The organism is Nitrosopumilus sp. K4 (assembly GCF_018128925.1).
Taxonomy (GTDB): domain Archaea; phylum Thermoproteota; class Nitrososphaeria; order Nitrososphaerales; family Nitrosopumilaceae; genus HKST03.
Window position 1 is genome coordinate 1,052,971 of sequence record NZ_CP067007.1, and the last position, 25,135, is coordinate 1,078,105.

At 34.6% G+C, this 25,135-nt stretch carries 35 protein-coding genes and 1 tRNA gene; 12 read left to right on the forward strand and 24 right to left on the reverse strand.

All coding sequences use genetic code 11. The features are described 5' to 3' along the window. Positions 1 to 5: 5 nt before the first annotated feature. Genes NsoK4_RS06355 through NsoK4_RS06365 form a run of 3 tightly spaced genes read right to left on the reverse strand, consistent with a single transcriptional unit; the run spans position 6 to position 3,050 of the window. Positions 6 to 968: a 2-oxoacid:ferredoxin oxidoreductase subunit beta gene (locus NsoK4_RS06355; protein WP_211686245.1), complete on the reverse strand. Its 963-nt coding sequence runs from the start codon at positions 966 to 968 to the stop codon at positions 6 to 8. Further along, the gene (locus NsoK4_RS06360) at positions 958 to 2,868 is read right to left on the reverse strand and encodes a 2-oxoacid:ferredoxin oxidoreductase subunit alpha (RefSeq protein ID WP_211686247.1); all 1,911 of its coding nucleotides are present in this window, start codon (positions 2,866 to 2,868) and stop codon (positions 958 to 960) included. The genes NsoK4_RS06355 and NsoK4_RS06360 overlap by 11 nt, the downstream gene beginning before the upstream one ends. A gap of 35 nt (positions 2,869 to 2,903) precedes the next feature. After that, the gene (locus NsoK4_RS06365) at positions 2,904 to 3,050 is read right to left on the reverse strand and encodes a hypothetical protein (RefSeq protein ID WP_211686249.1); all 147 of its coding nucleotides are present in this window, start codon (positions 3,048 to 3,050) and stop codon (positions 2,904 to 2,906) included. A gap of 52 nt (positions 3,051 to 3,102) precedes the next feature. Between NsoK4_RS06365 and NsoK4_RS06370 the strand changes: the two genes are divergently transcribed. Next, positions 3,103 to 4,074: a D-glycerate dehydrogenase gene (locus NsoK4_RS06370; RefSeq protein ID WP_211686250.1), complete on the forward strand. Its 972-nt coding sequence runs from the start codon at positions 3,103 to 3,105 to the stop codon at positions 4,072 to 4,074. A gap of 192 nt (positions 4,075 to 4,266) precedes the next feature. On the opposite strand, the gene NsoK4_RS06375 is transcribed toward NsoK4_RS06370, so the two are convergent. Together NsoK4_RS06375 and NsoK4_RS06380 are read right to left on the reverse strand one after the other, a co-directional pair. After that, positions 4,267 to 4,641, reverse strand: a complete 375-nt coding sequence (locus NsoK4_RS06375) for a ChuX/HutX family heme-like substrate-binding protein (RefSeq protein ID WP_211686252.1) — start codon at positions 4,639 to 4,641, stop codon at positions 4,267 to 4,269. Between the two features lie 32 nt (positions 4,642 to 4,673). Beyond that, a complete protein-coding gene (locus NsoK4_RS06380; protein ID WP_211686254.1) occupies positions 4,674 to 4,943 on the reverse strand; it encodes a hypothetical protein in 270 nt (89 codons plus the stop codon). A gap of 88 nt (positions 4,944 to 5,031) precedes the next feature. On the opposite strand from NsoK4_RS06380, the gene NsoK4_RS06385 reads away from it, so the two are divergent. Continuing rightward, positions 5,032 to 6,339, forward strand: a complete 1,308-nt coding sequence (locus NsoK4_RS06385) for an NAD(P)/FAD-dependent oxidoreductase (RefSeq protein WP_211686256.1) — start codon at positions 5,032 to 5,034, stop codon at positions 6,337 to 6,339. Between the two features lie 124 nt (positions 6,340 to 6,463). Here NsoK4_RS06385 and NsoK4_RS06390 read toward each other — a convergent pair whose 3' ends face one another. The 3 genes from NsoK4_RS06390 to NsoK4_RS06395 form a co-directional block, all read right to left on the reverse strand. Then, positions 6,464 to 7,264, reverse strand: coding sequence for a winged helix-turn-helix domain-containing protein (locus NsoK4_RS06390; RefSeq protein ID WP_211686258.1), 801 nt, complete (start codon positions 7,262 to 7,264; stop codon positions 6,464 to 6,466). A 47-nt stretch (positions 7,265 to 7,311) separates the two neighbouring features. Then, complete coding sequence (locus tag NsoK4_RS10140) at positions 7,312 to 7,446, reverse strand: hypothetical protein (protein ID WP_256438671.1); 135 nt, start codon at positions 7,444 to 7,446, stop codon at positions 7,312 to 7,314. Between the two features lie 141 nt (positions 7,447 to 7,587). Continuing rightward, entirely contained in the window at positions 7,588 to 7,743 is a 156-nt protein-coding gene (locus NsoK4_RS06395; RefSeq protein WP_211686260.1) for a hypothetical protein, read from the reverse strand. A gap of 135 nt (positions 7,744 to 7,878) precedes the next feature. Here NsoK4_RS06395 and NsoK4_RS06400 point away from each other — a divergent pair, with 135 nt between their 5' ends. Together NsoK4_RS06400 and NsoK4_RS06405 are read left to right on the forward strand one after the other, a co-directional pair. Further along, positions 7,879 to 8,388: a hypothetical protein gene (locus tag NsoK4_RS06400; RefSeq protein ID WP_211686262.1), complete on the forward strand. Its 510-nt coding sequence runs from the start codon at positions 7,879 to 7,881 to the stop codon at positions 8,386 to 8,388. Between the two features lie 151 nt (positions 8,389 to 8,539). Beyond that, on the forward strand, positions 8,540 to 8,854 hold the full coding sequence (locus NsoK4_RS06405) for a hypothetical protein (RefSeq protein WP_211686264.1): 315 nt from the start codon (positions 8,540 to 8,542) through the stop codon (positions 8,852 to 8,854). 24 nt (positions 8,855 to 8,878) lie between these two features. Here NsoK4_RS06405 and NsoK4_RS06410 read toward each other — a convergent pair whose 3' ends face one another. Next, positions 8,879 to 10,573: an acetolactate synthase large subunit gene (locus NsoK4_RS06410; RefSeq protein WP_211686266.1), complete on the reverse strand. Its 1,695-nt coding sequence runs from the start codon at positions 10,571 to 10,573 to the stop codon at positions 8,879 to 8,881. Positions 10,574 to 10,678: 105 nt separating this feature from the next. Between NsoK4_RS06410 and NsoK4_RS06415 the strand changes: the two genes are divergently transcribed. Continuing rightward, positions 10,679 to 11,419 (forward strand): hypothetical protein, encoded by a 741-nt coding sequence (locus tag NsoK4_RS06415; protein WP_211686268.1) that lies wholly within the window; start codon positions 10,679 to 10,681, stop codon positions 11,417 to 11,419. 255 nt (positions 11,420 to 11,674) lie between these two features. On the opposite strand, the gene NsoK4_RS06420 is transcribed toward NsoK4_RS06415, so the two are convergent. Beyond that, positions 11,675 to 11,854, reverse strand: a complete 180-nt coding sequence (locus tag NsoK4_RS06420) for a CDGSH iron-sulfur domain-containing protein (protein ID WP_371815997.1) — start codon at positions 11,852 to 11,854, stop codon at positions 11,675 to 11,677. Positions 11,855 to 11,882: 28 nt separating this feature from the next. Beyond that, positions 11,883 to 12,089 carry a hypothetical protein gene (locus NsoK4_RS06425; protein WP_211686270.1) on the reverse strand — a complete coding sequence of 69 codons (207 nt, stop codon included), beginning with the start codon at positions 12,087 to 12,089 and terminating at the stop codon, positions 11,883 to 11,885. A gap of 105 nt (positions 12,090 to 12,194) precedes the next feature. On the opposite strand from NsoK4_RS06425, the gene NsoK4_RS06430 reads away from it, so the two are divergent. Next, positions 12,195 to 12,410, forward strand: a complete 216-nt coding sequence (locus NsoK4_RS06430; protein ID WP_211686272.1) for a hypothetical protein — start codon at positions 12,195 to 12,197, stop codon at positions 12,408 to 12,410. Between the two features lie 528 nt (positions 12,411 to 12,938). Here the strand turns inward: NsoK4_RS06430 and NsoK4_RS06435 are convergent. The 7 genes from NsoK4_RS06435 to NsoK4_RS06465 form a co-directional block, all read right to left on the reverse strand. Then, positions 12,939 to 13,736: a winged helix-turn-helix domain-containing protein gene (locus tag NsoK4_RS06435; RefSeq protein WP_211688979.1), complete on the reverse strand. Its 798-nt coding sequence runs from the start codon at positions 13,734 to 13,736 to the stop codon at positions 12,939 to 12,941. A 159-nt stretch (positions 13,737 to 13,895) separates the two neighbouring features. Then, a complete protein-coding gene (gene thpD, locus NsoK4_RS06440) occupies positions 13,896 to 14,813 on the reverse strand; it encodes an ectoine hydroxylase (RefSeq protein ID WP_211686274.1) in 918 nt (305 codons plus the stop codon). Further along, positions 14,806 to 15,204: an ectoine synthase gene (locus NsoK4_RS06445; protein WP_211686276.1), complete on the reverse strand. Its 399-nt coding sequence runs from the start codon at positions 15,202 to 15,204 to the stop codon at positions 14,806 to 14,808. The genes thpD and NsoK4_RS06445 overlap by 8 nt, the downstream gene beginning before the upstream one ends. After that, positions 15,201 to 16,496 (reverse strand): diaminobutyrate--2-oxoglutarate transaminase, encoded by a 1,296-nt coding sequence (gene ectB / locus NsoK4_RS06450; protein WP_211686278.1) that lies wholly within the window; start codon positions 16,494 to 16,496, stop codon positions 15,201 to 15,203. The genes NsoK4_RS06445 and ectB overlap by 4 nt, the downstream gene beginning before the upstream one ends. Further along, the gene (gene ectA, locus NsoK4_RS06455) at positions 16,493 to 16,996 is read right to left on the reverse strand and encodes a diaminobutyrate acetyltransferase (protein WP_211686280.1); all 504 of its coding nucleotides are present in this window, start codon (positions 16,994 to 16,996) and stop codon (positions 16,493 to 16,495) included. The genes ectB and ectA overlap by 4 nt, the downstream gene beginning before the upstream one ends. A gap of 4 nt (positions 16,997 to 17,000) precedes the next feature. Further along, positions 17,001 to 17,378, reverse strand: coding sequence for a hypothetical protein (locus tag NsoK4_RS06460; protein ID WP_211686282.1), 378 nt, complete (start codon positions 17,376 to 17,378; stop codon positions 17,001 to 17,003). Between the two features lie 71 nt (positions 17,379 to 17,449). Continuing rightward, the gene (locus NsoK4_RS06465) at positions 17,450 to 17,611 is read right to left on the reverse strand and encodes a hypothetical protein (RefSeq protein WP_211686284.1); all 162 of its coding nucleotides are present in this window, start codon (positions 17,609 to 17,611) and stop codon (positions 17,450 to 17,452) included. 425 nt (positions 17,612 to 18,036) lie between these two features. Between NsoK4_RS06465 and NsoK4_RS06470 the strand changes: the two genes are divergently transcribed. From NsoK4_RS06470 to NsoK4_RS06480, 3 genes are all read left to right on the forward strand, one after another. Next, complete coding sequence (locus NsoK4_RS06470; RefSeq protein ID WP_211686286.1) at positions 18,037 to 18,516, forward strand: mechanosensitive ion channel domain-containing protein; 480 nt, start codon at positions 18,037 to 18,039, stop codon at positions 18,514 to 18,516. An 80-nt stretch (positions 18,517 to 18,596) separates the two neighbouring features. Further along, on the forward strand, positions 18,597 to 19,037 hold the full coding sequence (locus NsoK4_RS06475) for a universal stress protein (RefSeq protein ID WP_211686287.1): 441 nt from the start codon (positions 18,597 to 18,599) through the stop codon (positions 19,035 to 19,037). A gap of 2 nt (positions 19,038 to 19,039) precedes the next feature. After that, positions 19,040 to 19,960 (forward strand): transcription initiation factor IIB family protein, encoded by a 921-nt coding sequence (locus NsoK4_RS06480; RefSeq protein ID WP_211686289.1) that lies wholly within the window; start codon positions 19,040 to 19,042, stop codon positions 19,958 to 19,960. 175 nt (positions 19,961 to 20,135) lie between these two features. Here the strand turns inward: NsoK4_RS06480 and NsoK4_RS06485 are convergent, their stop codons facing one another. Both NsoK4_RS06485 and NsoK4_RS06490 read right to left on the reverse strand, forming a co-directional pair. Then, entirely contained in the window at positions 20,136 to 20,297 is a 162-nt protein-coding gene (locus tag NsoK4_RS06485) for a hypothetical protein (protein WP_211686291.1), read from the reverse strand. A gap of 83 nt (positions 20,298 to 20,380) precedes the next feature. Then, positions 20,381 to 21,364: a DMT family transporter gene (locus NsoK4_RS06490; protein WP_211686293.1), complete on the reverse strand. Its 984-nt coding sequence runs from the start codon at positions 21,362 to 21,364 to the stop codon at positions 20,381 to 20,383. 116 nt (positions 21,365 to 21,480) lie between these two features. On the opposite strand from NsoK4_RS06490, the gene NsoK4_RS06495 reads away from it, so the two are divergent. Beyond that, on the forward strand, positions 21,481 to 21,990 hold the full coding sequence (locus tag NsoK4_RS06495; RefSeq protein WP_211686295.1) for a HEAT repeat domain-containing protein: 510 nt from the start codon (positions 21,481 to 21,483) through the stop codon (positions 21,988 to 21,990). Here NsoK4_RS06495 and NsoK4_RS06500 read toward each other — a convergent pair. Further along, positions 21,987 to 22,763 (reverse strand): histidine kinase, encoded by a 777-nt coding sequence (locus tag NsoK4_RS06500; protein ID WP_211686297.1) that lies wholly within the window; start codon positions 22,761 to 22,763, stop codon positions 21,987 to 21,989. The genes NsoK4_RS06495 and NsoK4_RS06500 overlap by 4 nt on opposite strands. Before the next feature lie 73 nt (positions 22,764 to 22,836). After that, positions 22,837 to 23,445, reverse strand: a complete 609-nt coding sequence (locus NsoK4_RS06505; RefSeq protein WP_211686298.1) for a hypothetical protein — start codon at positions 23,443 to 23,445, stop codon at positions 22,837 to 22,839. Positions 23,446 to 23,670: 225 nt separating this feature from the next. Between NsoK4_RS06505 and NsoK4_RS06510 the strand changes: the two genes are divergently transcribed. Next, positions 23,671 to 24,063: a response regulator gene (locus NsoK4_RS06510; RefSeq protein WP_211686300.1), complete on the forward strand. Its 393-nt coding sequence runs from the start codon at positions 23,671 to 23,673 to the stop codon at positions 24,061 to 24,063. Positions 24,064 to 24,139: 76 nt separating this feature from the next. Continuing rightward, a complete protein-coding gene (locus NsoK4_RS06515) occupies positions 24,140 to 24,388 on the forward strand; it encodes a hypothetical protein (RefSeq protein WP_211686302.1) in 249 nt (82 codons plus the stop codon). A gap of 126 nt (positions 24,389 to 24,514) precedes the next feature. Here the strand turns inward: NsoK4_RS06515 and NsoK4_RS06520 are convergent. Both NsoK4_RS06520 and NsoK4_RS06525 read right to left on the reverse strand, forming a co-directional pair. Continuing rightward, positions 24,515 to 24,615 (reverse strand) — tRNA-Ser (locus NsoK4_RS06520). A gap of 62 nt (positions 24,616 to 24,677) precedes the next feature. Next, positions 24,678 to 25,124 carry a hypothetical protein gene (locus NsoK4_RS06525; RefSeq protein WP_211686304.1) on the reverse strand — a complete coding sequence of 149 codons (447 nt, stop codon included), beginning with the start codon at positions 25,122 to 25,124 and terminating at the stop codon, positions 24,678 to 24,680. Positions 25,125 to 25,135: the final 11 nt, after the last annotated feature.

The following is a 25,135-nucleotide window of genomic DNA, read 5'->3' on the forward strand; positions in this document are numbered from 1 at the left end:
ACAATCTAGACTTTTAGCGAATCTAGAAGTTTTGAGACATCAGTTGTTGGAGAACCATTTTCCGAAATTTTTTGTTTTGAAGGAGGGTTTTCCACATAATTTGGAATTTTATCAGTCAGTCTATCACGATACGGCGAAATTATTTCATTTTGATAAAATATTCCAATTGGTATTTTGTTTCCCCATTCAAGAGACTTGATCAATGCCTGAGATAGTTTCTCATTAACTTCAGCTTCTTCTGCAAAGTGGACTCTTGGTTCATAATGGGATTCTTCTAGTTTATAGATTCTAGAATGTCTGTCTTTTGCTTCTTTTGCCAAGTCAACTCCTGCATACCAATCTCTAGTGTTGATATCATTGTATGTTGGACAGGGTTGCAATACATCAAGAAATGACAAACCCTTGTGGTTTACTGCCTTTACAATCATGTCTTTGAGATGTCTAACATCATAAGAATATGCACGTGCAACAAATGTAAAACCGCTTGCAACTGCTAATCCAATGGGATTTACGTTATAGTTTGTGTTTGGAGTTGGAAGGGATTTTGTTTTCTCACCAAGTTTGAGTGTAGGGGAGGCTTGACCTTTTGTTAATCCATAAACGCCATTATCAAATACAATGTAAGTCATGTCGATGTTTCTTCTTCCTGCAGCAACAAAATGCCCTGCACCAATTCCTAAACCATCACCATCACCACCAACTGCAACAACTGTAAGATTTGGATTTGCAAGTTTTGCACCCTGAGCAAACGTTAACACTCTGCCATGCAACGTGTGAATGCCATATGTGTTGATATAGTGAGATGTTTTTCCAGAACATCCAACTCCAGAAAATATTGCTGCCTTGTCTCTTTGAATTCCCATCTCAGCTAGGGCCATCTGCAATGCATTAACAATTCCAAAATCCCCACATCCAGGACACCAATCATTGTGAACATCAGTTTTGTAATCAGCTAGTTTAAGCGCCATGACTTAGAATCTCCCTCTTGTCTGCTTTATTTTCTACTATCTTTTTTAACGAATCATAAACTTCAGTACACGTCATTCCTCTTCCCGTATACTTTAGAACATAGTAATCAATGTCTTGTAAGACATTTTGTTTGAATAATTTTCCTAATTGAGCAGAATGATTTGCCTCAATGTCAATGATAGTTTTTGCGTCTTTTAGAAGAGATTTAACATAATCAGAGGGGAATGGATGGATTAGCTTAATTTGAACAAATCCAATATCAATTCCTTCGCTTTTTAGCATCTCGATTGCATCAACGATTGGGCCCTTTGTAGAACCCCATGAAATGATAGTATAATCATAAATGCCAAACGATACTACCTGTTCGTCTTTTGGAATTTTTTCTAATGCCATGTCTAGCCTAGACATTCTTTTGTCCATCATTTTGATCCTAACTACAGGATCCTCTGTGATATGACCAGTCTCATCAGATTCATCACCAGTATTCCAAAACACACCATTATCAAGACCAAGCCTTGAACGTGGAGATATACCATCTTCTGTAAACTTGAATCTCTTGTACTCCCCTTCGATCTTGTCAAGTAGTTGCCCCCTATCGATGGTAATTTTTGAGGTATCAAATTTCTTACAGGTAACAACAGAGCTTGAGAGAAACTTATCCATCATGTGAATGACAGGTATTTGGAAAACGTCAGAATAGTTGAAAACACGTCCCGTGTCGTAAAAGCTTTCTTCAATATCGCCTGACGCATAAACAATTTTTGGAAAGTCGCCATGTCCTGCATGAACTGCAAATGATAAATCATCCTGACCATGTCTTGTTGGCAAACCAGTTGATGGTCCACTTCGTTGGTACAAAGTAAGGACTATGGGAACTTCGTTAATACCTGCCCAACCTAATGCTTCAGTCATCAGTGCAAATCCAGGACCAGAAGTAGAAGTAGACGAACGAGATCCTGTCAATGCAGCACCAATCATCATCCCAATTGCAGAAATTTCATCTTCTGTTTGAACAACCAAAGTTGAACCAGGCCTGTCATTTTGTATTTCTAGCAATTCATGAGATTCCAAGTAAACGCTTTCATCAGAAGCTGGAGTGATAGGATAGTATGATTGGAATCTGCATCCGGCAACCATCTTTCCAATTGATGTTCCAAAATGACCCTGAACTAGTATAGTGTCAGGTTCTTTTTGAGTTCCAGGCAATGTATGTGTGAAGTCTGAAAACTTTGCAGATGCATAATTGTATGCAAAATTTGCTGCTTGCTTGTTAATTTCAGCAACCAAGGGTTTTTTTGCAAAAATAGAATCAATTGATTTTAAAAGAGAGTCAGGAGGCATTTTTAGCAAACCCAAAGATAATGAAACACCAAGTACGTTGTACATGCGTACCAGACCACGTAGTTTGGGGTTTGATGTATTTTCTGCTAATTCTTCAAGTAGTTTTGAAAACGATACAGGGTAAAGATGAACACCTTTTTCTTTAGCAATTTCTAGTACTCCAGGAATTGTAAAGGGTTTGTTTTTTGATTCTAGTTGTTTGTGTAGTCGCTCCTTAAAGTAATTATCAAGAGTGTGAACATCATCGATAGTTTTTTTCTCCAAATCAGTGTCATAAATAATTCCTCCACCAGGAGCAACTTCATCAAAATGTCTAAAGATCGTTTCAGCATCAAATGACGCCATCAAAGTAACATCATTTACGTTTGAATGGATTTGTTTATCAGATATCCTTACTGCAAAATAGCTGTGCTCTCCTTTGATGTTTGAATAAAACTCCCTTTTTCCAAATACACTATACCCAAGTTCAGCACATACTTTGGAGAATACATTGGCACCAGACTCAACACCGCTACCCTGCGGACCACCAATTAACCAAGTAAAATCAATTGAACTCATACCATTTCTCCATTTATTAAATCACAAACAACCTGTTAACCACCTGTAGCTGCATCAAACAATGCACATTCACATTTATCACGTTCACCACAATAAGGACATACACAAACACATTTCTCAATAGAATTACCACATTCTACACAAATAGCAAATTCTTCTTCCTCTTGAGTCTCAGAAGACATAGTCATCCTAGAAAGAAATCGTATAAATGGTTTGAGATGAATCTCATCAATAATGAAAAAAATGAAAGTTTTTCTAACAAGAAGACTGCATGATTTTGCATTAAAGGAGTTAAAGAAAAAATATCAAGTTGAAGTTCATTCAGGAAAAATCCCAATTCCAAAAACAAAACTGCGATCTAAAATTAAAGACATTGATGGTTTGATTTGCTTTCCATATGACATAATTGACAAAGAATTAATCGATTTGGGTAAAAACCTCAAAGTAATCAGCACATACAGTGTTGGTTTTGATCATATTGATGTAGAATATGCAAGAAAAAAGAAAATCCGAGTAGGGTATACGCCTGAAGTTTTGACTGATGCCACTGCAGATCTTGCTTTTTCGCTGATGATTGATGTAATGCGTAGAGTCTCAGAAGGTGATAGAACGATTCGCGCAGGAAAATGGAAGGAGATTTACGGTGCGTATGATTATGTCGGAGTAGACCTGCAAAGAAAAACACTTGGGATTTTAGGCCTTGGAAGAATAGGAGGTACCCTTGCAAAAAGAGCTAAAGCATTTGACATGAAAATAATTTATCACAACAGAAAACCAGTTTCAAAAACCAGAGAAAAAAGATTAGGGGCAAAATACGTCTCATTTGAGAAACTAATTTCTCAAAGTGATGTGATTTCACTGCACGTTCCACATACAAAACAAACTGATCAACTATTTGACAAAAAATTATTTGCAAAAATGAAAAAGACAGCTTTTTTGATAAACACGGCACGTGGAAAAATAATTAATGAAAAAGATCTGGCCAGTGCACTTAAGAAAAAAACAATTGCAGGGGCAGGTCTTGACGTTTTTGCACAAGAACCAATCAACAAAAATCACACATTCATAAAGATTTCAAACGTGGTACTTGCACCGCACATTGGAAGCTCAACTGATGAGACAAGGGCAAAGATGGCAGAGATCACAGTAAAAAATCTAGATCATGGGATCAAAGGTAAAAAGCCCACTTATTCTGTCGGATTCTAGAAAACAGGCATGGTTTGAATCTCAAAATACTGTGCAGTTTTTATATCTAAAATGTAATCTAAAACTAGATTGAAAAAATTCAAACATACTAATGAAGAATTAGAATTCGCTAAATTACAATCTGAAAAAGAAAAGAAGAAAAAATTAGAACAATAATATTTTTCTCCTTGTCTTTTTCAGACAAGGTTTTTTTTACAATTTAATTTCTGAACCAAATTTTTGTTCCAGTCTGTTGTAGATTTGTTCCCTGCTTGAATTGAGAGTTTTATTTTCATCATACATTTTTGTAAAAAACGCGCCCAATACACGCTCATCATTATCATCAAAGAATCTCACACTATAACTTGTTCTATCAGGTTTTTCTTCCTTGATGAATCTACAGTACTTTATCAATTCTGAATCAACATGCATGTGTGCAGGCCCATCATTTTCTCCTAAAGTAATCCACCTTTCTTTTTGTTTAATATTCAGAGAATTGCTTCTAACCTCACTTATTGCAGCATTGTTTCGAATAATTATCAAGATATCATCAATCTTGACAATTTCAGACAAGATATCAAATAGCATAAAACTTGTAGTTTATGAAATTATTTCAATTTTTAGGACTTGTCTAATTGAATAAAGTCATCTGAATCACCATGAATACAATCAGTCCCAACTGCCTTTACAGGAGAAAATGTAACTTTTCCTTCATGTAATTTTCCTTGATTTTGCAAAATACCAATCTTACCTGAAACAATCTGCTTGTGTTTTGTACATGTAACTCCAACCATGTATTCGTCTTTGCCTGCAACAATTGAAACTATGAATTCTGGAGGATTGACACATTGCTTTCCTTCTTCACTAACAGAACATTTGTCAGGTAACACAAAATCAATTCAAAAGTTATTCGATATTAATCTTGGTTGTCACACATTCAGTTTATTATTGATTAGAAAATAAATAAAACAGTAGGCATTGGTTCATAATTTTGATGTTGTTATTATAGGAGGAGGGATTCTAGGAACATCTCTATCATATTTTCTGTCATTTATCAATAAATCAAAAAGCATTGCAGTAATAGAGCAAGCACACAAGGTTGCATTTCACACCAGTGGAAGAAATACAGGAAAGGTTCATGCACCATATCTTTACAACCCTGAAAAAAAGAAGTTGTTTGCAAAATCTGCATTTCACGGTTATGACATGTGGGAAAAATATGCAGCCCTAAAGCAACTCCCATTCAAAAAAGACGGAGTAATCGAGGTAGCCCTAAACAAGAAAGGAATCAAGGTATTAGAAAAATATCTCAAATGGGGCAAACAGAATGGATTGGAAGAAAAAGACATCGAGATATTAGATAAAGAACAAATCAAAAAGATAGAACCTGAGATAAAATGTGAGTCTGCACTATACGTGTATAAAGACGGTTCTGCTGATTATGCAAAATTTACAGAGTCATTAATGAATGACAGCAAAGAAAGTGGAACAAAATTTTTGCTAGACACTAAAGCTACTAAAATACAAAAGGAAAATGGAAAGTGGAAGATCACACTAAATGATCAACACGAAGTTTTTGCAGAGTTTTTGATAAATGCTGCAGGCGGTGAGGCAATAAACATTGCACATGATGTTGGACTAGGTAGAAATTACACGGATGTTCATTTTAGAGGAGAATATTGGAAGGCACCAAAAGAATACCACAACTTGACAAAGACCAGCATTTATTCTGTGCCGGACTTTCCAGATTATCCATTTTTGGATCCACATTGGATCATAAGAGTAGATGGAACATGCGAGATAGGTCCAAATGCAGTTCCAGTGTTTAGTCCGTATGGATATAACAAGACTGAAAACATCAAGGAGTTTTTTCCAAAGATGTTAGAGATGCTAAGTTCTGGTGCAAGAAAGGCAATATTTGATAAACAATTTCAAGAGCTTGCAATGAATGAGATTCAGTCATCAATGTCAAAATCTTCAATGATAGACAGAGTAAAGAGATTCTTGCCAAAAATTGATGCAGATAAAATTACAGAAAAAGGCACTGCGGGAATTAGATCATCAGTTATTGATGAAAAAGGAAAGTTTGTTCCAGACGTGATACTGATTGACGAGGACACATCATTTCACATACTAAACTACAACTCTCCAGGAGCTACAGGTGCTTTACCATTTTCAGCTCATATTATCAATCATCTAAATGAATCAGGCTTGTTGAGAAGTCAAGATACTGACGCACAATGTGGACCATGGAAGTTTGACGACATTGTCTCTAGAATTGAATAACATCCAATAATCCTTTAGGTTACAATAACGATTAAGATATCATATGTGGAAACCAGTTTTAATTATCCTGATTTTTCCAGTAATTGCTACAAATATTGCATTTGCCCAAGAAACTAATTTTGTTTTATTCTTTTAATTTACTTTCTTTGAAAACATCAGAGCCATACCAACAATACCTAAAGTAATCAAGACACCACTCATGAAACATAGGATCATTACTGTAAAGCATCTCAGTAATATCAGCCTCACCATCTGTATTGGGAAACATCAGACATGACTCCTTTTCGTTAATCACTAAAACAGTCTGTATGTTTTTTGCCATCTTTCGTTCAACCAATCCGTTTTCTATAAGATTGTCAAATCCAAGTTTTTTCAATAGTGCTTTTCTTCCCTTTGGCACCACAACATTTTCATCAAAAATATATGAAAACCTAATCCCTTTTTTGACTCGTTTAACTAGAGGTTCAATTAAATCCAGAGGAACTTCAGATAAAATTTCATAAACATACTCATCGGCATTTTTGTAGATTGATTTCCACTGCTCCAAAGTTTTTGAGACACCCTTGATATGAGTTCCAGATGCTAGTTGTCCTGCCCGCATGATAAATTTGGTTGGTAGATCACCAAATGTATGATCTTCAAAGTATTTTCTATTTTGAGACAAAAATACAAGTGATGGAACTTGCGTGCACATTGTCTTACCAAATGTTGTCAATCCATATTTTCCATTTTTGTCTTTTTCAATCAATCCGCTTTCTTCCAATCGTGTAAAATTTCTATGAACTTCCTGCTTTGTTGCACCAATATCTTTTGCAAGAAATGTTGCAGTGGTGCGTTTTTGCAATAATTTGAATAAAATTTCTAGTCTTTGAGAACTTGCTAGCTCCAAAAAGTTTTCAGATGCATTATCATACAAATCGCTCATAGCATTTCCTCTTTTCCTCAATATAAAAAAGAAATTGAGTCAGGGATTTAGAATCCACTAATCAAGTAGGCACCTACACCCATTCCCATTACTGCACCTAAGGCCATGCAGATAAGATCAAACTTGATGACCTTTTTGAACGGGGCATGAACCATTGTGTCCCAAGTGTTTTGTGTTTTCATGATAATAGATACTCATAGTAATTCATCAAACATGGTAAAATCAAAAAATGACCAGTCAGCTATAGTGTTGACTTTTTGAGCACATCCAAGTATAAAATATAACCTATATTCGAATTACCGGTGCTTCTTTTTCTTTGATTTTCAAATATCGTGATGAGCCCCGTAGCCTAATGTTACAACATGGGCAATACAAGCCATCAAAATACACATAGATGTTACAAGTTTGACATCTTTTTTGTCCTGCAGCATATCTACCACCGTTTGGTTTGGTTGCTTTGTATTGATCGCAAATCCCATTACATGACATGCTAAATAAAAGCAAAAAGAATTCATATTTTAATTTTAAGAAGATTGCACAGTTATGAAAATATGATTAGAGTATTTGCAGAATCATGATCCAGTTTAAATTGGAGAAATTTGGGCAGAAAAATAATGCTGAAAAAAGCTTCAACAATTTTTCTAGCAATAACTCTAGTTGCAGTAATGGTAGTTGGATTCGATATGGAATCAGCAGATGCAAAAAAAGCATCAGGAACATTCAATCCAAAATATGGCAGTGCAACTGCAGGAATAGTATGTGGTGACAGATTGTGTTCAGAACCAGAGATGCCAAAACCAATCAGTACACCAAAAACTGAAAAACATCCAGAGCCAAAATCAACAAACACCTGTGGCAACAATGCAATTCAAACAGAATCAGGTTGCTCAAATCTTAGAATCAACGGTGCAAAGATAACAAAGTCTTACTATCATGCATCAACAGGTGTTACAACGATCAAGATTACTGCTCAAAATGATGGAAAACTAACAATAAATGCTCCGCTAAATAATGCATTCATTCTAGTTGATGGTGAAGAATGGAACGATGTATTGTTAGATGGAAAGCAAACTGTAATTGAGTTCTTTGCTGGAACAGAAAAAATAGAAATATTTGGAAACTAATTCCAATCTTTTCAATTTTTATTTTTGTAATAATTTAGAAAAAAATTATTTTTTATTAAATTAGAATAAATCAGTAGGTTTCCTAGTGCTAACTGTATGAATTTCCTAGTTCCCTTTTATCTTAAAACCACCCATAGAATAGTGAGTAAAAATGGAAACAAAACAGACAAAGAAAACACCTAGGCTAGCAATCATATCTTTGATGGCAGCAGGATTAGCTGTTGTTTTAGTATTCACGCTAACACCTTGGAACTTCATCCCTGTCTCAGTGACTGAAGATGTGACAGTTATTGCAATAACAGAGCATGGTTGTGTAGGCGAATCACAATACGGCACTAGTGTAGTTGTCGAAGAATGTGATGCAAAAGTAGGTGACATCGTATCTGCTACATTTAATGTTCCTTCAATGGAAGTAAACGGATACTATGAAAAAATTCAAGAAAGGGTGCAGGCAGTTCAGCCATAACCCTCCAATTTTTATTTGTAATCACTATGGTTTTTTCTCATGCAATGAGTTAACATATGGCCCAAAATCATCATTTAGTAAAACAGCATTTCTTGAATAATCCACATCAACTGCAATAATTACAGGCCTGTCAATTACAGATTTTGCAGCATCTAGTTTTTCAGAAAATTCTTGCGTTGATTTTACATAATATCCCACCGCACCAAAACTTTCTGCTAGTTTTACAAATTCAGGATTTCCAAAATTAGTATAGACACTTTTTCCAAATTCATTTGTCTCCTTTAGTGAGATTAGATTTAGATCATTATCCACCCATATTACTACAATAATTGGGAGTTTTAGTCTAACAGCAGTCTCAATTTCCTGCACATTCATCAAAAACCCACCATCCCCAGTCATGGCCACAATATTTTTTTGAGGATGAATAATTTTGGCAGCAATTGCACCAGGCAATGCAAATCCCATAGAGGCAAATCCGTTTGCAATAAGACAAGTGTTTGGCTCATATGTCTGATATATTTTTGAAATCCAAAGCTTGTGAGAGCCTACATCAGATAATAAAATATCATCATGATCTAGTTTGTTTCGTACATCGTTGACCAATTTTTCAGGTTTTATGGGATAGGAATTGTCATCTTTGAATGCGTTGATTCTGTCAAGCACTTCAGAGCGAACCTTTGGAAAAACTTCAGATATTTCTTTTCTAGGATATGATTCGTAAGAAGAATCACCGTTTTGGAGTTTTTCAATATCATCAGATATCGCATCTATTGCAAGTCCAATATCAGATACAATTTCAACATCAGGGCGATAATATGTGTAAACTTCTGACGGTGTAAAGTCTATGTGAATAATTTTTTTATCTAAATTCGAATTCCAGTTTTTTGGAGTATATTCTACAAGATCATATCCAACTGAAATTACAACATCTGCCTCTAGGACTGCCTTTAATGCATGATCTGCATCTTTTATTCCAATTGTTTGCAGATGTGTCTCATAGTTGTCTGGAATTACGCCCTTTCCCATGAATGTGTTTATTGAGAAGATTTTTGTTTTCTTTACAAAATTTCTAATTTGTTTACTTGCATCTTCTCTTGCACAACCATTACCAACAATAATTATTGGTTTTTTTGCTTTGAGGATTAGTTCTGATGCTTCACGAATATCCTCAGGGTTTGCCTCAGACCGAACAATTTTTTGAGGAGTAATGGGAGGAATAAGCGAGTCTTTTTTTGCAATATCTTGCGGTAGTTCAATGTGGGCAGCTCCTGGTTTTTCAGTCAATGCAATTTTGAATGCACGTCTAACTATCTCGGGGATATTTTGAGGGTTTCGTATTGACCAGCTCCACTTTGTGATTGGCTCAAACATCTTTACGACATTGAGGTTTTGATGAGACTCTTTGTGCAATAGATGAGAATCAGTTTGACCCGTAATTGCAATCAGTCTTGAGCGGTCCATGTTTGCATTTGCCACACCAGTTGCAAGATTTGTTGCACCAGGTCCAAGAGTTGCAAGACACACTCCAGACTTGTTTGTTAGTCGTCCATAGACATCTGCCATAAATGCAGCACCTTGCTCATGTCTTGTCAGAATAAATTTAATTTTTGAATTTACTAATGACATCATTAAATCAATGTTTTCCTCGCCTGGAATTCCAAAAATGTATTCTACGCCTTCATTTTCAAGACACTTTACCAGCAGATCAGATGCTTTCATGGTAATTCCATTGTTTTTCTAGCTAATAAAACAATCAGATAAAAAATAAAGAAACATTTTGAATGTTTAATTGAAATTTATAGAATAAATATTTTAGAAAAGCAATTGTCTGACGATAAAAAAACACTTCCAATTGATTTTGATTCGGATTACAGCCTTCCAGGTCGTTATGAGGAAAGCAATGCAATACATTTTGAAGAAACACGCATTCCCAAGCAAAAAAGCAAGGGAATTTGGATCATGATAATAGGATTAGTCATTGTATCATCAGTGTTTTTTTCATACTATTTTTTGAATCAAAACGAGATAGATTCCAATATTATTCAAAATGCAATAGTTTTGGATCCTGAAGAGATATTGGTGGAAAAATTCAACGTGGGGGAGTACGGAAGCGACCACGCCCATGCTGCAATTTTGCTGGTAATTGATGGAGAACAACTGAACTTTGGGTTACCTCAATTCCAACTTACAAGCAAATACATTCATTTTGAGAACAACAACCCAGTGACAATTCACAAACATGCAACAAATGTTCCACTTGAAATGTTGTTTGCATCAATTGGAATAACAATTTCTGATGACTGTGTCACCATAGAAGATTACGGAACAAGAGGAACAATCAGAGACATATGTACAAGACAAGGTGAAGAATTGGTAGTTTTTGTAAATAGGAAAAAATACGATTCAGATATTTCAGGGTACGAAATCAAGCATAATGATAGGATATTGATTGCCATAGGGCACAATGAGTCAATACCAAAGTATCTGGCATATCTTGATGCATTTAAGATTCCAGATGTTCCAAAGAAAAAGCCAGATTTTTCTGAAAAAGATGTTTTAATTTGACTGGTCAGATTTTTAGTGAATAGATGGTGTGAGGGCGGTCTGGGATAATTCCCCCCACCTACCTATTTGATTTTAATTGTATAATTTTAGATAAAAGGAAAACGAATGATTCGTTCATATCAATCATTAGAATTCCCTAAATAGCAAATTATGAAAACAGGAGTAATTGGAACTGTCACCAAGTAACTAACCGTTTTTGGTCTTAAGTTTCAAGTACTCATTAGAACACAAGGTAGTGGTTATAAAAAAAGAGAATTATTCAGTAACCTTGATTTCAGATGAGGGTGCTTTGAATCCTATTTTGGCATGAGTCCCATCACAACTAGGTTGAGTTTGTGATCTTCCACATCTGCACAATGTTACTGTGGTCTTTCCATCCACTTCTACGAGCAGAGGTCCGTTCTCTGTTGCTATGATTTTAACATTTGTCATCATAATAGAAATTCAGAAAGAAAAAATTAGATTATGGAGTGTATGCACCTTCATGTTTTTCAAGCTGGCCATAATCTAATTCAGTATTTTCAAGATCTTTTGAAAAATCTGAAATCAGATTCTTTGCATCTATCTGGGTAGGCACATCAACACCAGATTCAAAGGATGCATATGCTGCAAGACCACCTGTAACTGCAAGGGTCGCTGCAATTCCAACCAGCAATGCAAATTTGTTCATAAGTAAATTCAGCAATCATGAATAATAACATCTCATAAACTAAGGTGTTTAATTTCAGCTAGATTATGTATTAGGATTAAAGTGATTTTACGTCTAAATTACAGTATGACAAAATTACAACAACTTCAACAACTAGTTGAAGAAAAAGGTGAGTTGATGGTAATGTCAGATACTGGTGAAAAGTTTGAGCTTCATAAACACAATACAAAGTTTGATGATTCATCAGATCTGGTAGAAATTGATGGAGGATCTAAGAAATTTTGGTTAATTCCATCAAAAATCGCATATTATTGGACTCACGACAAAGCAAGAGAAGAATAGCAATCTAATTTTCTGATTGCTTTACTTTTCAAAAAAACTTTTTACAATATTTTAAAATACAAAAATCACTCATATTTAGGCGGCATCATTCAGAATCGCCTTCATCGCCATCAGGATCAATATTCAAATGGCGTAAAATTTCTTTTCTCTTTGACATCATGTGCAATCAATTCTCTTTGTATTTGAACAATTCCTATAATTTCTCAGTGAATTCGTAGGAGATGTTATGGATGTTGTTCCAGATCTAGACAGTTTAGATTCTACCAAAAATCTGCAATACAAAATTACTTTATTTACTTTTTTTCTTGAATCTTCTCTTGTATTCTTTATTCAACAGTATTGGAAAGGGCGTATATTCTATGTTATCAAAGAAAATCTTCAGTTGAGAATCAGATAGGGATTGAAGGTATTTTTTGATGTTTCTTTCACATGAGAGATACGATTTATCAGGTTCGAATAGTTTTTCCACATACCATATAGAAGGGCAGACAATATAGCACCTATTCAGCTTTGGAATTGATTTTCATCTTATTCTTTTAATTTAAATTCCTTAAATGGGTCAGAGATATTCCAACAGTGCTTAAAGTAATCCAAACACCATTCATGAAATGACTCGTCTTTACTGTAAAACATTGAACGAAGATCGGGTTTTCCAGTCAGGTCAGGAAACATCAATGCAGCAGAATTTTCATTAAGAATTACAGATACTTGCACAGAATTTAGCATACGTCTCTGGATTTTTTCAGATTCAAGTAGTGGGTAAAATCCAGATTTTTCAAGTAGTTTCTTTCTTCCCTTTGGGATAGAAGCATTTTCAGATATTATATGGCGGTATTTAGTGCCTCGTTTTACGCGTTTTATCATCAATTCAATAAGATCAAGAGGAGTCTCATCTAATACATTGAAGATGTATTCGTCTGCTGAGCGATATATTTTCTTCCAAGTTTCAAGCACTTTGGCCACACCTGTGATTTCTTCAGAGTTGCTAAGATCACCTATCCTTCTAAGAAATTTTGGCGAAAGGTTTCCAAATCCATGATTTGAGAAGTATTTTTTATTTTGAGAAAGATAAGATACGGAATGAATTTGAGTGCACATTGCTCTTCCAAAAGTTGTTAAACCATAATTGTTGTCTTTTTGTTTTGATATTAAGCCAGTATTTACCATACGTTCAAAATTTCGATGAATTTCTTGTGCAGACACATTAAATTTTTTTGCAAGAGTAGTTATCCTAGAGGGTTTTTCAACAAGTTCAAACAAAATCTTAAGCCTGACCTCACTTGCTAATTCTAGAAATTCTGCAGAAGTATTTTCAAAATTAATCATACTTACCAACTGTCCTCACCATTAAAAACACTTTAGAAAAAATTTCTTTCAATATTTTTGATTTTTTGGATTATATTATTGCAAAGTTTATTGATTTTATATTATTTTTGTGATTGTATAGAAGTTTAATGTGAATTTTTGGAAGTTTTACACATCAGGCTATGAATCCAAAAAATTTTCAACAGGATCTAGAGGAACAGGTTCTCTTTCTGCAATATAGTCAGGTCTCGGATTCAAGCCACAGAAGGGTTCAACTAGTTTATTGTGAATGCTATTGTAAACAAAAAATGCGTTGCTTCTGGGATACGGAGTGATGTTTCCGTTAGAGCCATGCATAATATTACAATCAAAAAAGATCACAGAGCCTGCACCGCCTTTTGCAGATATAATCTCACTTTTGTCAACCATTTTTTGCAATATTTCCTTATCAGGGGTGCCTATCTCTTGCCTTTTCAGTGATTGTTTGTAATGCTCATCAGGGGTTTTACCACTACACGATACAAACTCCTTGTGAGAACCTGGAATTACCATCAAAGGTCCATTAAACTCGTAATTTTTAGTAAGGCTAATTGAGCACGATACGGCACGCATGTTAGGCATACCATCTTCAGAGTGCCAGGTTTCAAAGTCTGAATGCCAGTAGAACTCTTTGCCGTCAAATCCGGGCTTTAGATTTACTCGCGATTGGTGAATGTAGACTCTGCTTCCCAAGAGTTGTTGGGTTATCTTTAAAATTCTCTTGTCTCTGCAAAGTCTACCATAAAGTTTACTGATTTTATGAATTTCAAAAATTGAACGTACATCTCGTTGTGTCTCTTCTAAGATAAATTGAGGCATATTCTTTTTTGTGTCATCGCTAGACAACGATAAAAGTTCGTTAAATAAAGCATCTACCTCATCAGAAGAAAACAAATCCTCGAAGATCAGATAACCATTCTTTTCAAAAAATTCCACTTGTTCTTTGGAAAGAGGATCATAAGAGTCATCATACACAACAGGATCAGTTCTTGAGATTATTTTGGATTCAGAGTTTGTCCTTGTTGGATAAAAATCCATTTCAAATTTACTTTTAGACATTTTTATCCCTTGTTGTAAGTAACGGATACACTCCTTCTTGATCATGAGTTTCAGGCCCAACCAATGCAGGATTGAATACGCAAATCATCCTCATTTTTGAAAACGCTCTAAGAATGTGTTTGTCATGTTTGTTCAATGCATAAACGGTACCAGGAGTTATCTTGTGTTTTGTTCCGTCATCTTCTTCTATCTCGCCAATACCTTCAATACAATATACTGCTTCAAGATGGTTTTTGTACCAAATTTTTGTTTCAGTGTCAGGATGAAGAATTGTTTCATGAAATGAAAAACCCATATTGTCATCATTGAGAATGAGTCTGGTGCTGGACCAGTTTTTAGAGTCCACTTGTCGTTCTGTTCCACGAAGGGACTCAATATTTCTTACAATCATTTTTCAACAATCTCATTTTCTAGTTTTTTCTGAAAGTCAGACTGGTTCATTACCTGTTTGACACTTTTCTCTAAGAGATCCAGTCCTTCCTGCAATTCATTTTCTGTAATTGTAAGTGCAGGAAGGAGTTTTACAACTTGGTCATCAGAGCCGCATGTCTCAAGAATCAATCCATTTTCAAAACATTTTTGTTTTATTGCACCTGCCAAATCCTCTAAAATACAATCAATTCCATAAACCATGCCTTTTCCACGCACTTCAACCTCAGAGGAAATGTATTCCTTGGCAATATTTTCCAGCCTATCTTTTAGGATATTTGATTTTAGGGCAATTCCTGCCTCTAACTCTTGAGTTGTCCAAAAGTAATCAATTGCAGTCTTGGCTGTAAGAAAAGCCATGTTATTTCCTCTAAAGGTTCCATTATGCTCACCAGGTTTCCATTTGTCAAGATTCGGTTTTAGCAAAAGCAGAGAGAAAGGCAATCCAAAACCACTCAGAGATTTAGACAATACCACCATGTCAGGCTCCAGTCCTGCATTTTCAAAGCTGAAAAATGTACCCGTTCGGCCACATCCAACTTGGATATCATCTATAATTATTAAAATTCCAAACTCATGGCAAAGGTCTTGTAATGATTTTAGCCATTTATCACTAGCAATATTAATACCTCCTTCACCTTGAACTGTTTCTAAAATAACAGCTGCAGGAAGATCAACGCCACTACTATTGTCCTCAAGAACACGTCTTAGATAATCAATTGTGTTTGTTTTTTTACCCATATAACCGTCATAGGGCATAAAAGTCACATCATTTAGCGATGTTCCTGCACCGCCTCTATGATGACTGTTTCCTGTGGCAGCAACTGAACCTAACGTAACACCATGAAAACCGTTTGTAAATGAGATTATGTTTGTTCTTCCAGTTACCTTTCTTGCAATCTTTAATGCAGCTTCAACTGCATTGGTTCCAGTAGGCCCAGTAAACTGTACTTTGTAATTTAGATTTCTTGGAGCCAGAATAATTTTTGAAAAGGAATCTAGAAATTCTTCTTTTGATTTTGTTGCAAGATCCAGACTATGTGTTATTCCATCCTCATTCAAATAGTCAATAATCTCTTTTTTGAGTATTGGATTGTTATGTCCATAATTTAGGGATCCAGCACCACAAAGAAAGTCATAATACTTTTTCCCATCCTTGTCAATCAAGAAAGGGCCTTTAGCTTTATCAAACATCACAGGATATGCTCTGCAATAAGATCTTACCTGAGATTCAATTGCGTTGATTTGTTTCATGCTGTAACCTCCAAGAGATTTTTTTGAATAGGACCAATCCTAACTAGATCCTCAGGTTCATGTCCATCACCTAAAATCTCAGTTGAGAATAAAGGAGATTTTGTAAAGTTGGCATCGAGTTGAGATGCAAAATTTTGTAAAAATTTCAATGATGCCTTGTTAGAAGGAGTGACAGTAGCCTCTACAAATCTAATATGAGGTTCTGTCTGGGACAAGGCCTTAAAGACAAGCTCCTTTGCAATCCCTTTATTTCTAAACTTGTCATCAACTGCGGCCTGCCAAACAAAGAGTGTATCTGGTTTTTTTGGAGAGATAAATCCTGAAAGAAATCCAATGATTTTAGAATCAGACTCTGCCACTACGCATGTATCTGAAAACTGATCACACAATAGAACATAGAGGTATTTTGAGTTCTCATCAAGAGGTTTGTTGGATTTTACCAGTTTCCATATTGAATCAGCATCAGTAACTAATGGTTCTCTAAACGTGATTGAAGACATGTCCTTAAACTAGAATTTTTTCGATGTTTCCCTGTGAAATCAGATTATTTTCTTGTAATTTTTTATCAGTAATAGTACTTGCTTCTTTGGTGACTCCGACGTAGAACGGTAATCGCTCTCCTTCTGAAGTTCCAACGCCCATCATCATTTTTGCTAGAGTATTTATTTTTTCTTTGGTAGAGTCATAGGTGATTGTTTCAGAATCTGCAACTATTCCCAAATGATATAGTTCATTTTGAGGATCCCATCCAACAACATCAGGCTTTACACCTTGAACATCTGTTGGATCTGGAAATCCATTGCATTTTGCATATAGTACTTCAAGTCCTTTATCTTGAAAATTTTCTGCCATGTTTTTTACCATGCCTTCATTTTTTGTCATTGATGATTTTTGTAAAAATAATTAGTTAATCTTTTGTCAACAAAGATATTGAAATTCAGCTTTTGTACGGATTAAACAAGTTCGTTGAGTTCTCCTTTTTTTGCCATGTCAAGTACAAACATTTCCACATCAGTTATTCCGCAACGGGGGAATTTCTTTTCTTTGCCATTGTGATTTTTTATAAGAATGGTGTCATCATAGATGTACACACTAATCTTGTTTTTGGTAAACATTATGAATAATTTTTTCTGCCTATGTGCCACTTTTCTAATCGTTTTCGTTCATAATCTTCGAGATCCCTGTTCTTTGTCATGAACATACTACACCTGCAAAGAGTATAACAAATCATCAATAATGGCATTGAAAATCAACAAGAAATGGGAAATCAGGAACGATTTTTTCTAAAAATTAACAGGTTTTTATGAATTTGTAAGAGATTTTATTTTCCTGTTTTCATCATAATCAAAAAACCCTAATCTCTGACAATATTTGCAAGGAGAGAAGTTATGACAGTCTTTTCTAAAACAAGGCATAATTAAATTTGGGTTCAACCAATAAAATCAATTTTTTAAATTAAGATTTGAAAATAAGCTTGTAGAATGAAATTCAAGTTAGAGTGATAAAGAGGGTTTTATTGTTTTTTTATATAGATTAAGAAATGGAAGCAAACATAATTTATGCGATAATTTCAATTCTCATCACAGCATCAATTTTCATCATAATCAAAATAGTAGAATTCACAAAATTCAGAACGTTGTTAGGCTCAGGAAAAGCAACAGGAGTAATTTTCATAATAATTGCAATAGCTGAAGTAATGTACCTCGCAGTAACATTGAAAATGCTTTCACCTGCAATTGAGGTAGTTACATCACTTAGTGCCATCTTGTTATTCTTTACATTCGTTTATCTAAACAAACTGCAAAATGCAATATCAGGAATGAGTATTGCACTAGGTAGAAGAATTAACGTGGGAAGTGATATAGAATTTGAAGGAAAGCACGGAAAAATAATTCAAATAGGACTTACAAAGACAATGGTGGAGTTAAATGATTCAAGAGTAATGTTAATTCCAAACAAAAAATTTGATGAAGAGGTTTCAATAATTAGCAATTCAAAAATTCAGAAAGTATCAACATAAAAACTATCAGTAAGCTATGCTATTGATTTTAAGCTTGTATTGTTACAAATTATAATATCATTTTCAACGTAAATTATATTGTGAAACAGGACATTAAACAAATTTTATTGCCATATGATGGAACTAAAAGTAGTGAAAGAGCGTTTAGATATGCACTACAACTAGCAAAAGTGCATCAAGCAAAATTACTTACTCTTACATGCATAAAAGATCAGGCAGCATTTGGATTTTTTAAACTAGAATCAGATAAAAGAAAAATGGAAAAACAGAAAAAAAATGCAGAAAAAAGAATCGAAAATTTGAAAAAAGAAGCAGAAAAACTTGAAGTTCCAATAAAATCAAAAATTGTAAAGTGTGATGTTATTTCAAAAGGAATTGTAGATTATGCAAAAAAGCAAGATGTGGACATTATAACTATGAGTAAAACCAAGCATGGGACAGCAGCAGAAAAAATGTATAGCGAAAGCACCGTCGACAAAGTTTTTGATAACGCACCATGTACGTTTGTGCATGTCAAATGAGCATGAATCAAATTTTACACAAATGTAATGAAAACAAAGTTGTTTTGATTACAGATGAGATCACAGGGGAGATTTTTTGTAGTTCTTGTGGTGAAGTTCTAAGAGACAAAATAGAAGATAGAGCAAACGAATCAAGAATATACACAAAAGAGCAGTATTTTAGTAAATCAAGAACAGGCACACCATCAAAAATTTCAATGTTTGACATGGGAAATTCATCGATAATTAACAAGCAAAACATAGATTCGACAGGCAGATTTATCCCATCAAAAAACAAGTCACATTTTTCGCGTTTGCGTTTATGGGATTCTAGAAGTAAGAAAAATTACAAGGAGAGGAACCTAGTCGAGGCATTCACAATTCTAGATTCAATTACAACCAAACTAAACATTCCTGAAAATACAAAAGAACAATCAGCGTACATTTACAGGAAGGCATTAGAAAAAAAAATCATTCGTGGAAATTCAATCAATTCTATGTTGTCAGCTTCAATCTATGTTTCTTGTAAGCAATCAGGAATACCAAGAAGTATTGACGAAGTTGCAAAGGCAGCAAATCTCAAGAGAAAGACTCTTTCACGAACCATCAGGCGCATAATCCAGAAATTGGAGTTAGATACAACATCAACAAAATTAAACTATATTTCCAAAATAGCAAATGCAGTAGAACTAAGTGAAAAAACTGCAAGGTTGTCAAACAGAATATTTGAAGACGCAAAAAAAGAAAAAATACATGTTGGAAAAAATCCCATTGGAATGTCTGTGGCTTCAGTTTACATTTCAGCATTAGGATGTGGCGAAAATGTTTCAATGGCCAAACTGTCAAAGAAGAACAACATTAGCACTGTAACAATCAGAAAACTTGTAAAATTGTTAAGACCATTTGCTGCAAAATACATTGAAACTATAGAGATCACAAAATAACAATCAAAATAGTTTCAAATCTTTTTAAATCAAAAATGTGAGTTAGTAACATGGTAAGAGTAGACGAATGTTTCAAATGCGGGGCAAAAGAAAAAGACTGTAAATTGATCTTTAGAACAAATGAACCCGTATTATGTGAGAATTGTGATAAGAAATCAAAACAATAGATCTTTTCCTAGTTGTTTATTTGATAGTTTTTTAGAATAACTAGTATCACTTTTACATCGTCTTTGTTGGTTTTTCGAGGGTTTTCAGCAGAAATATCAAATTGGGCAAAGGCATCAATTGCAGGTACAAATACAATTGTCAAGGCTGAAAATAGTTTTACATTTTTCATTATGGCGTAATTTCCAGCAAAAAGCAATTACGAACCCCTGTTATGGATAATTTCTTCGTGTCAAGAAAACCTGTTACAAGTTTTCAATCTGCACTGATTCTATTTCTAAGTACAAAGAGTCCAAACATAACACTTCCAGCAGATACAATATTCAAAATTGTTATGCTTTCAGACAAGACCAATACAGAATAAACAATACTAAAGACAGTTGTTGTAGAATATATCAAAACAGTTCTTACAGCACCAATCAACCTCAAGGCCATAACAAAAAACACCATAGTTATACCAATACCTAAAAATCCAACAACAGACATTAATGAAAACTCTTCAAGTGAAATATCAAACGGGATTTGGAATAACAGCATCAATCCCAATGTCATTACTGCTCCTGTACAAGACATCACATGGACAAGATGTCGAGTCTTTATGGAATCATCAAGTTTTTTTGCAATAAAAGTATCAAGACAATAAAAAAATCCCGAGAGAGCAATTAGAAAATCACCCATCATAAAATCAGACAACTGCCAATCATTATTGTAGATATCAGTTGTAACAGGAATCAGGATAGAACCAATTACAATTAGAAAAAGGGGGAACATCTCTTGTCTTCCGATTTTTTCACGAAAAATCATAACTCCGAGCAATATTGCAAAGACGGTTTCAGAGTTTACAAGAATTGATGCATTAGTTGCAGTTGTCTCCTCAAGTCCCACTGTGTAACTGAGGGTACCTGAAGCTTCAGCTAGTCCCAGCAATATCAATAAAACAAAAGTAGTTTTTCCGGTTTTCTTGTCAGTTTTTCTCGAAGATTTTCTAAAAGGGGCAAAAAGCAAGCTGTTTGCAACATAGATTACAAATACCAGCATCATAGGATTTGGTATTATTGTATCATCAACCGAATGTTCAATCAAAATTGATTTTGGAAGTACGTTAGGTAAAGCAGAAAATGCTGCTGCAAATATTGCAAAAATAAATCCAGCCCCTACAGTTTTATTTCTAAATTTTGATAATACGGTAAATTTCTGTTTTAAATAAGTCCGATGTTTGGATTCAAGATTATTAGACAATAGTGATCATTACTAGTAAAGGATCCTAATACCAGTTTTGGAAATAATACAAATTTCATACTTGATATGTTTCCAAAAATTGAAATAATATGAGAATATCATCATAATAGATTAAGATGAGTACGGTAAATATTCCAGACGAGTTTGACAAGACGATAAAAAAGCTACCACTAGAAGAGAGATTCAGGAAACTTGAAGAGATTTTCAAGACGTCAAAGGATGAATCTGAAAGATGGGATGCAGTTTGGCTAGGAGGGGAAATTCCTGTCGAAGTTAACCTACAGGGACCATTGTTTGAAAAAATGACCGATTTGTTTGCATGGGTTTTAAAAAACGATCCAAATGATGTTGTGCGTCACGAAGTATGCTATCAAATTGCAGCTAGAAACATGAGGAGGATAATCCCAGAGTTAGCGCATGCTGCAAATTATGATCCAAGTCCCCTTGTGCGCCATGAGGCAACAGAGTGTTTGATGATCATCAGGGCAACTGATCAAATATCAGCAATCGAGAGATCCCTTAAAGATGAAAACGAAAGTGTCAGAAATACAGCTGAGCTTGTCCTAAAAAGAATGAAGAGATACAAATCACAGTTTGATGCAAAATCTGAATGGGTTTCAATCTAGATTGTCTTTATGTGCTTACATAGTGCATAGATGACAAACATGTTTGCTACAAACCATACTGTGGTTACAGGATGTGCATCAGAATATTCTCCAAATATCTCCAGGTGATAGTACCATACATCTCCTGCAGCGTTTATCATCAGACCAATCACCAAAAGCAACCACACAGTACCCAACGTTCCTTGGCGAAATGTCAATGCGCCAACAATAGTAAAAGACAAGGTAACTGATGCACCACTAACAAAAATCAGTCCATAGTAAAAGTCAAAATTTGCCTCAGCATCTGGAACACCAAGAGACATTGTAACATAGACTACAATTGCAAAAACAGGAATTGCAGGAATCCAAAGTTTTTGTGTTTTTGAAAATCCCGAATTAAAGAAGCGGATGTTTAGCAACAAATGTCCTAAAACTAAAGGGTATAAAGCAAAAAAGAAAACATCGGCAATTGAAGGGTATGGTTCTATATTGAAAACCAATTCAAATGAATAATACAACAACTCAGCTGTTACATAAGAGGTAAATCCTAAGCCCAGAAACAAGTAGGCTTTTGCCAGCACGCCTGTTTGATACTGTTTAGATACAAAAAATGCAACAACTGCTGCACCTCCAGCAAAAACCACAGAAAGTGAGAATGCAAAGATTCCAACATCATCCTCAGACAAAAATTGCATTGATGTAAATATCGCAGCACCTGCCACCAAAATTGCTATTATTACATAGAGATTAAGCGGGTTTGAAAGAATTTCAGGAACTACATCAGGTTCGCCCATAAAAATCTCACAAATTACTCATTGATGTATGTTTCTTTAATGTTCAATAAAACATAGTTTGTGAAAAATTTTGTTATAACTGTTGAATGGTTTGAAGTATGGAACTGTTTTGTTGCTGATGTTCTGTTAACTGCAATTCAACGACAACATTGTTTTTCTCTATGTTAATCTTGACATTGTTTATTACAGAAACATACTTGTTGATTTTTTTATTGTCTTTTATTATCTGGCCCACACTTACCAGTAACCCATCATCAATTAGACTGTTAATCTTCCTATATCCCGAAGTTTGAGGTAAATTGCAATCATCTAAAATATCTGCAATTATTTTTGGTTTGTCTAAAACAGATTCTATAATTTTCTTTTTTTCAGGATCGCCAAAATTTTGCAAGATCGTAGAGCTGATTTGTGAGGACTTTATTGTATGCCAATTGCCTTTGGATTTTTTTGAGTTGGTTTGAAAAATATCTTCAAAGATTTTTCTTTCAACACCATCTGCACCCTTTCCAAAAAATTCTCGTAATACAAGATCAAACTTTTCAAATTGTTCAATTGACTGGGTAAGAGAAATTCCAAATTTTTCAAATAACCTATCTTCAATTTTTTTTATGGCCTTATCTCCAAGATGAGTTCTTATTACTTCATTTAATGACTTTGCAAGAAGATGATCAAAACCGACCATGTTTTTTGTATCTAGTAATAGTTTATTAATATATGTAAAATCAAGGTAATACAACTAAAAGTAACAGTTTATTCCCAATTTTGGCAATATAGTTTTCAGCATCATAGTAAAATAGGAAATTCATGCGTAAATGACAGACAAAATCAATTCTTTCTCTGATTGTGTCATTTTATTCAGGATACACGAAGATAATAATTTTAAATACTATTATTTCCAAATTTGGAAATGATGATGCAGGGAACTGCAATTGTGATAGACGATGATCCAGATATTGCAGATGTATTTTCAGAATTGCTTAGTTTACAGGGAATAGAAATACTCGGAATAGGATACAACGGAGTAGACGCAATTAACCTGTTTTCTCAAAAATCACCATCTATTGTTTTCATGGATGTACACATGCCAAAACTTAACGGGATTGAAGCACTTAAAAGAATCAAAAAAGAATCACCAGAATCCACAGTAGTCATGGTTACAGGAGATCTTTCATCAGACTTGGTGACCACTTTAGAAGATATCGGGGCAAATACAATTATTCACAAGCCATTTAACATGGACAAAATTCTAAACGTGTTAAGAGAGATTCAAAAATCAAACAAGATGGTCACTCAAATATAATTTGTCCATTACATGTTTGAAAATTCTTCTTTATATGTGATAAAGAATTTATAGTAATACTTTCATAAAATCACATATGGTGAAACATAAATCTCTTTCTTCAGTTTTAGTAAGATTTCGATTTGATGGAGATAAAAAATCAGAAATTGCAAATTTAACTTATGAGCAATATTCGAATCTAAAAGAACTTCCAATTACAGTTGAATGTAAGATAGTCACAAATCAAAAACCCACATTATCTAAATCAGACGTGAAAAGACTAGAAAAAAAACTTGCAGATGCAATTGCAAAATCAAAATCACACACGCAGAGATTGGCCGAATAGCACCCTGCCTGTTTGATCATTTACGTGCGATATTGCTTTACATCCTGAAAATTTCACTATGGTGTATTTTGCATTATGATGATTCATCCCACGTGTTTTGATGGAATTTACAATATGAGTATAAAATGGCGCCGGGAGGGAGATTTGAACTCCCGTTCCCTTGCGAGAACGCGCTTTATGGTTAATTATTTCCAGGCGCGCGCCCTACCAGGCTAGGCGACCCCGGCACAGTCTTACGACAAAGTAACTCGGGGAAATTTGATTATATATTATGTTACATAAAATGAGATCATTTCCATATGTTGATTGGTATTGATCTTTCTATCTTGCTTCCTTGATCATCAATTCCTCCTGCATGAATTTTGTACAATCCCTCCAATGCAGCATCCCCATCATTTTTTATTTGATCCCAAACAAATTCAACTTCTTCGTAAGGCTCAAGAGTAGAAATGACCTGAGTAGATGTTGGAGAATACATCAACATGCCAGAAAGTCCAGTAACCCTTAGGCCATATGACGCGTCTGAAAATATCAGTGGAACAGTTCCAGAATTTACAATTCTTATTTTGATTTGTTCGCCTTTTTTGTAATCAGATTTTTCAGTCAATACAGAAAGAGAAGGTCCGATTTCATATTCTAGTTGATTAGGATCTTTAATATCAATCAGATAAATCCCATAAAAGAATCCCGATAAGATACCTACGCCAATAAAGATTACAAGACTTTTTGCTAGCATTTTTCAAATAA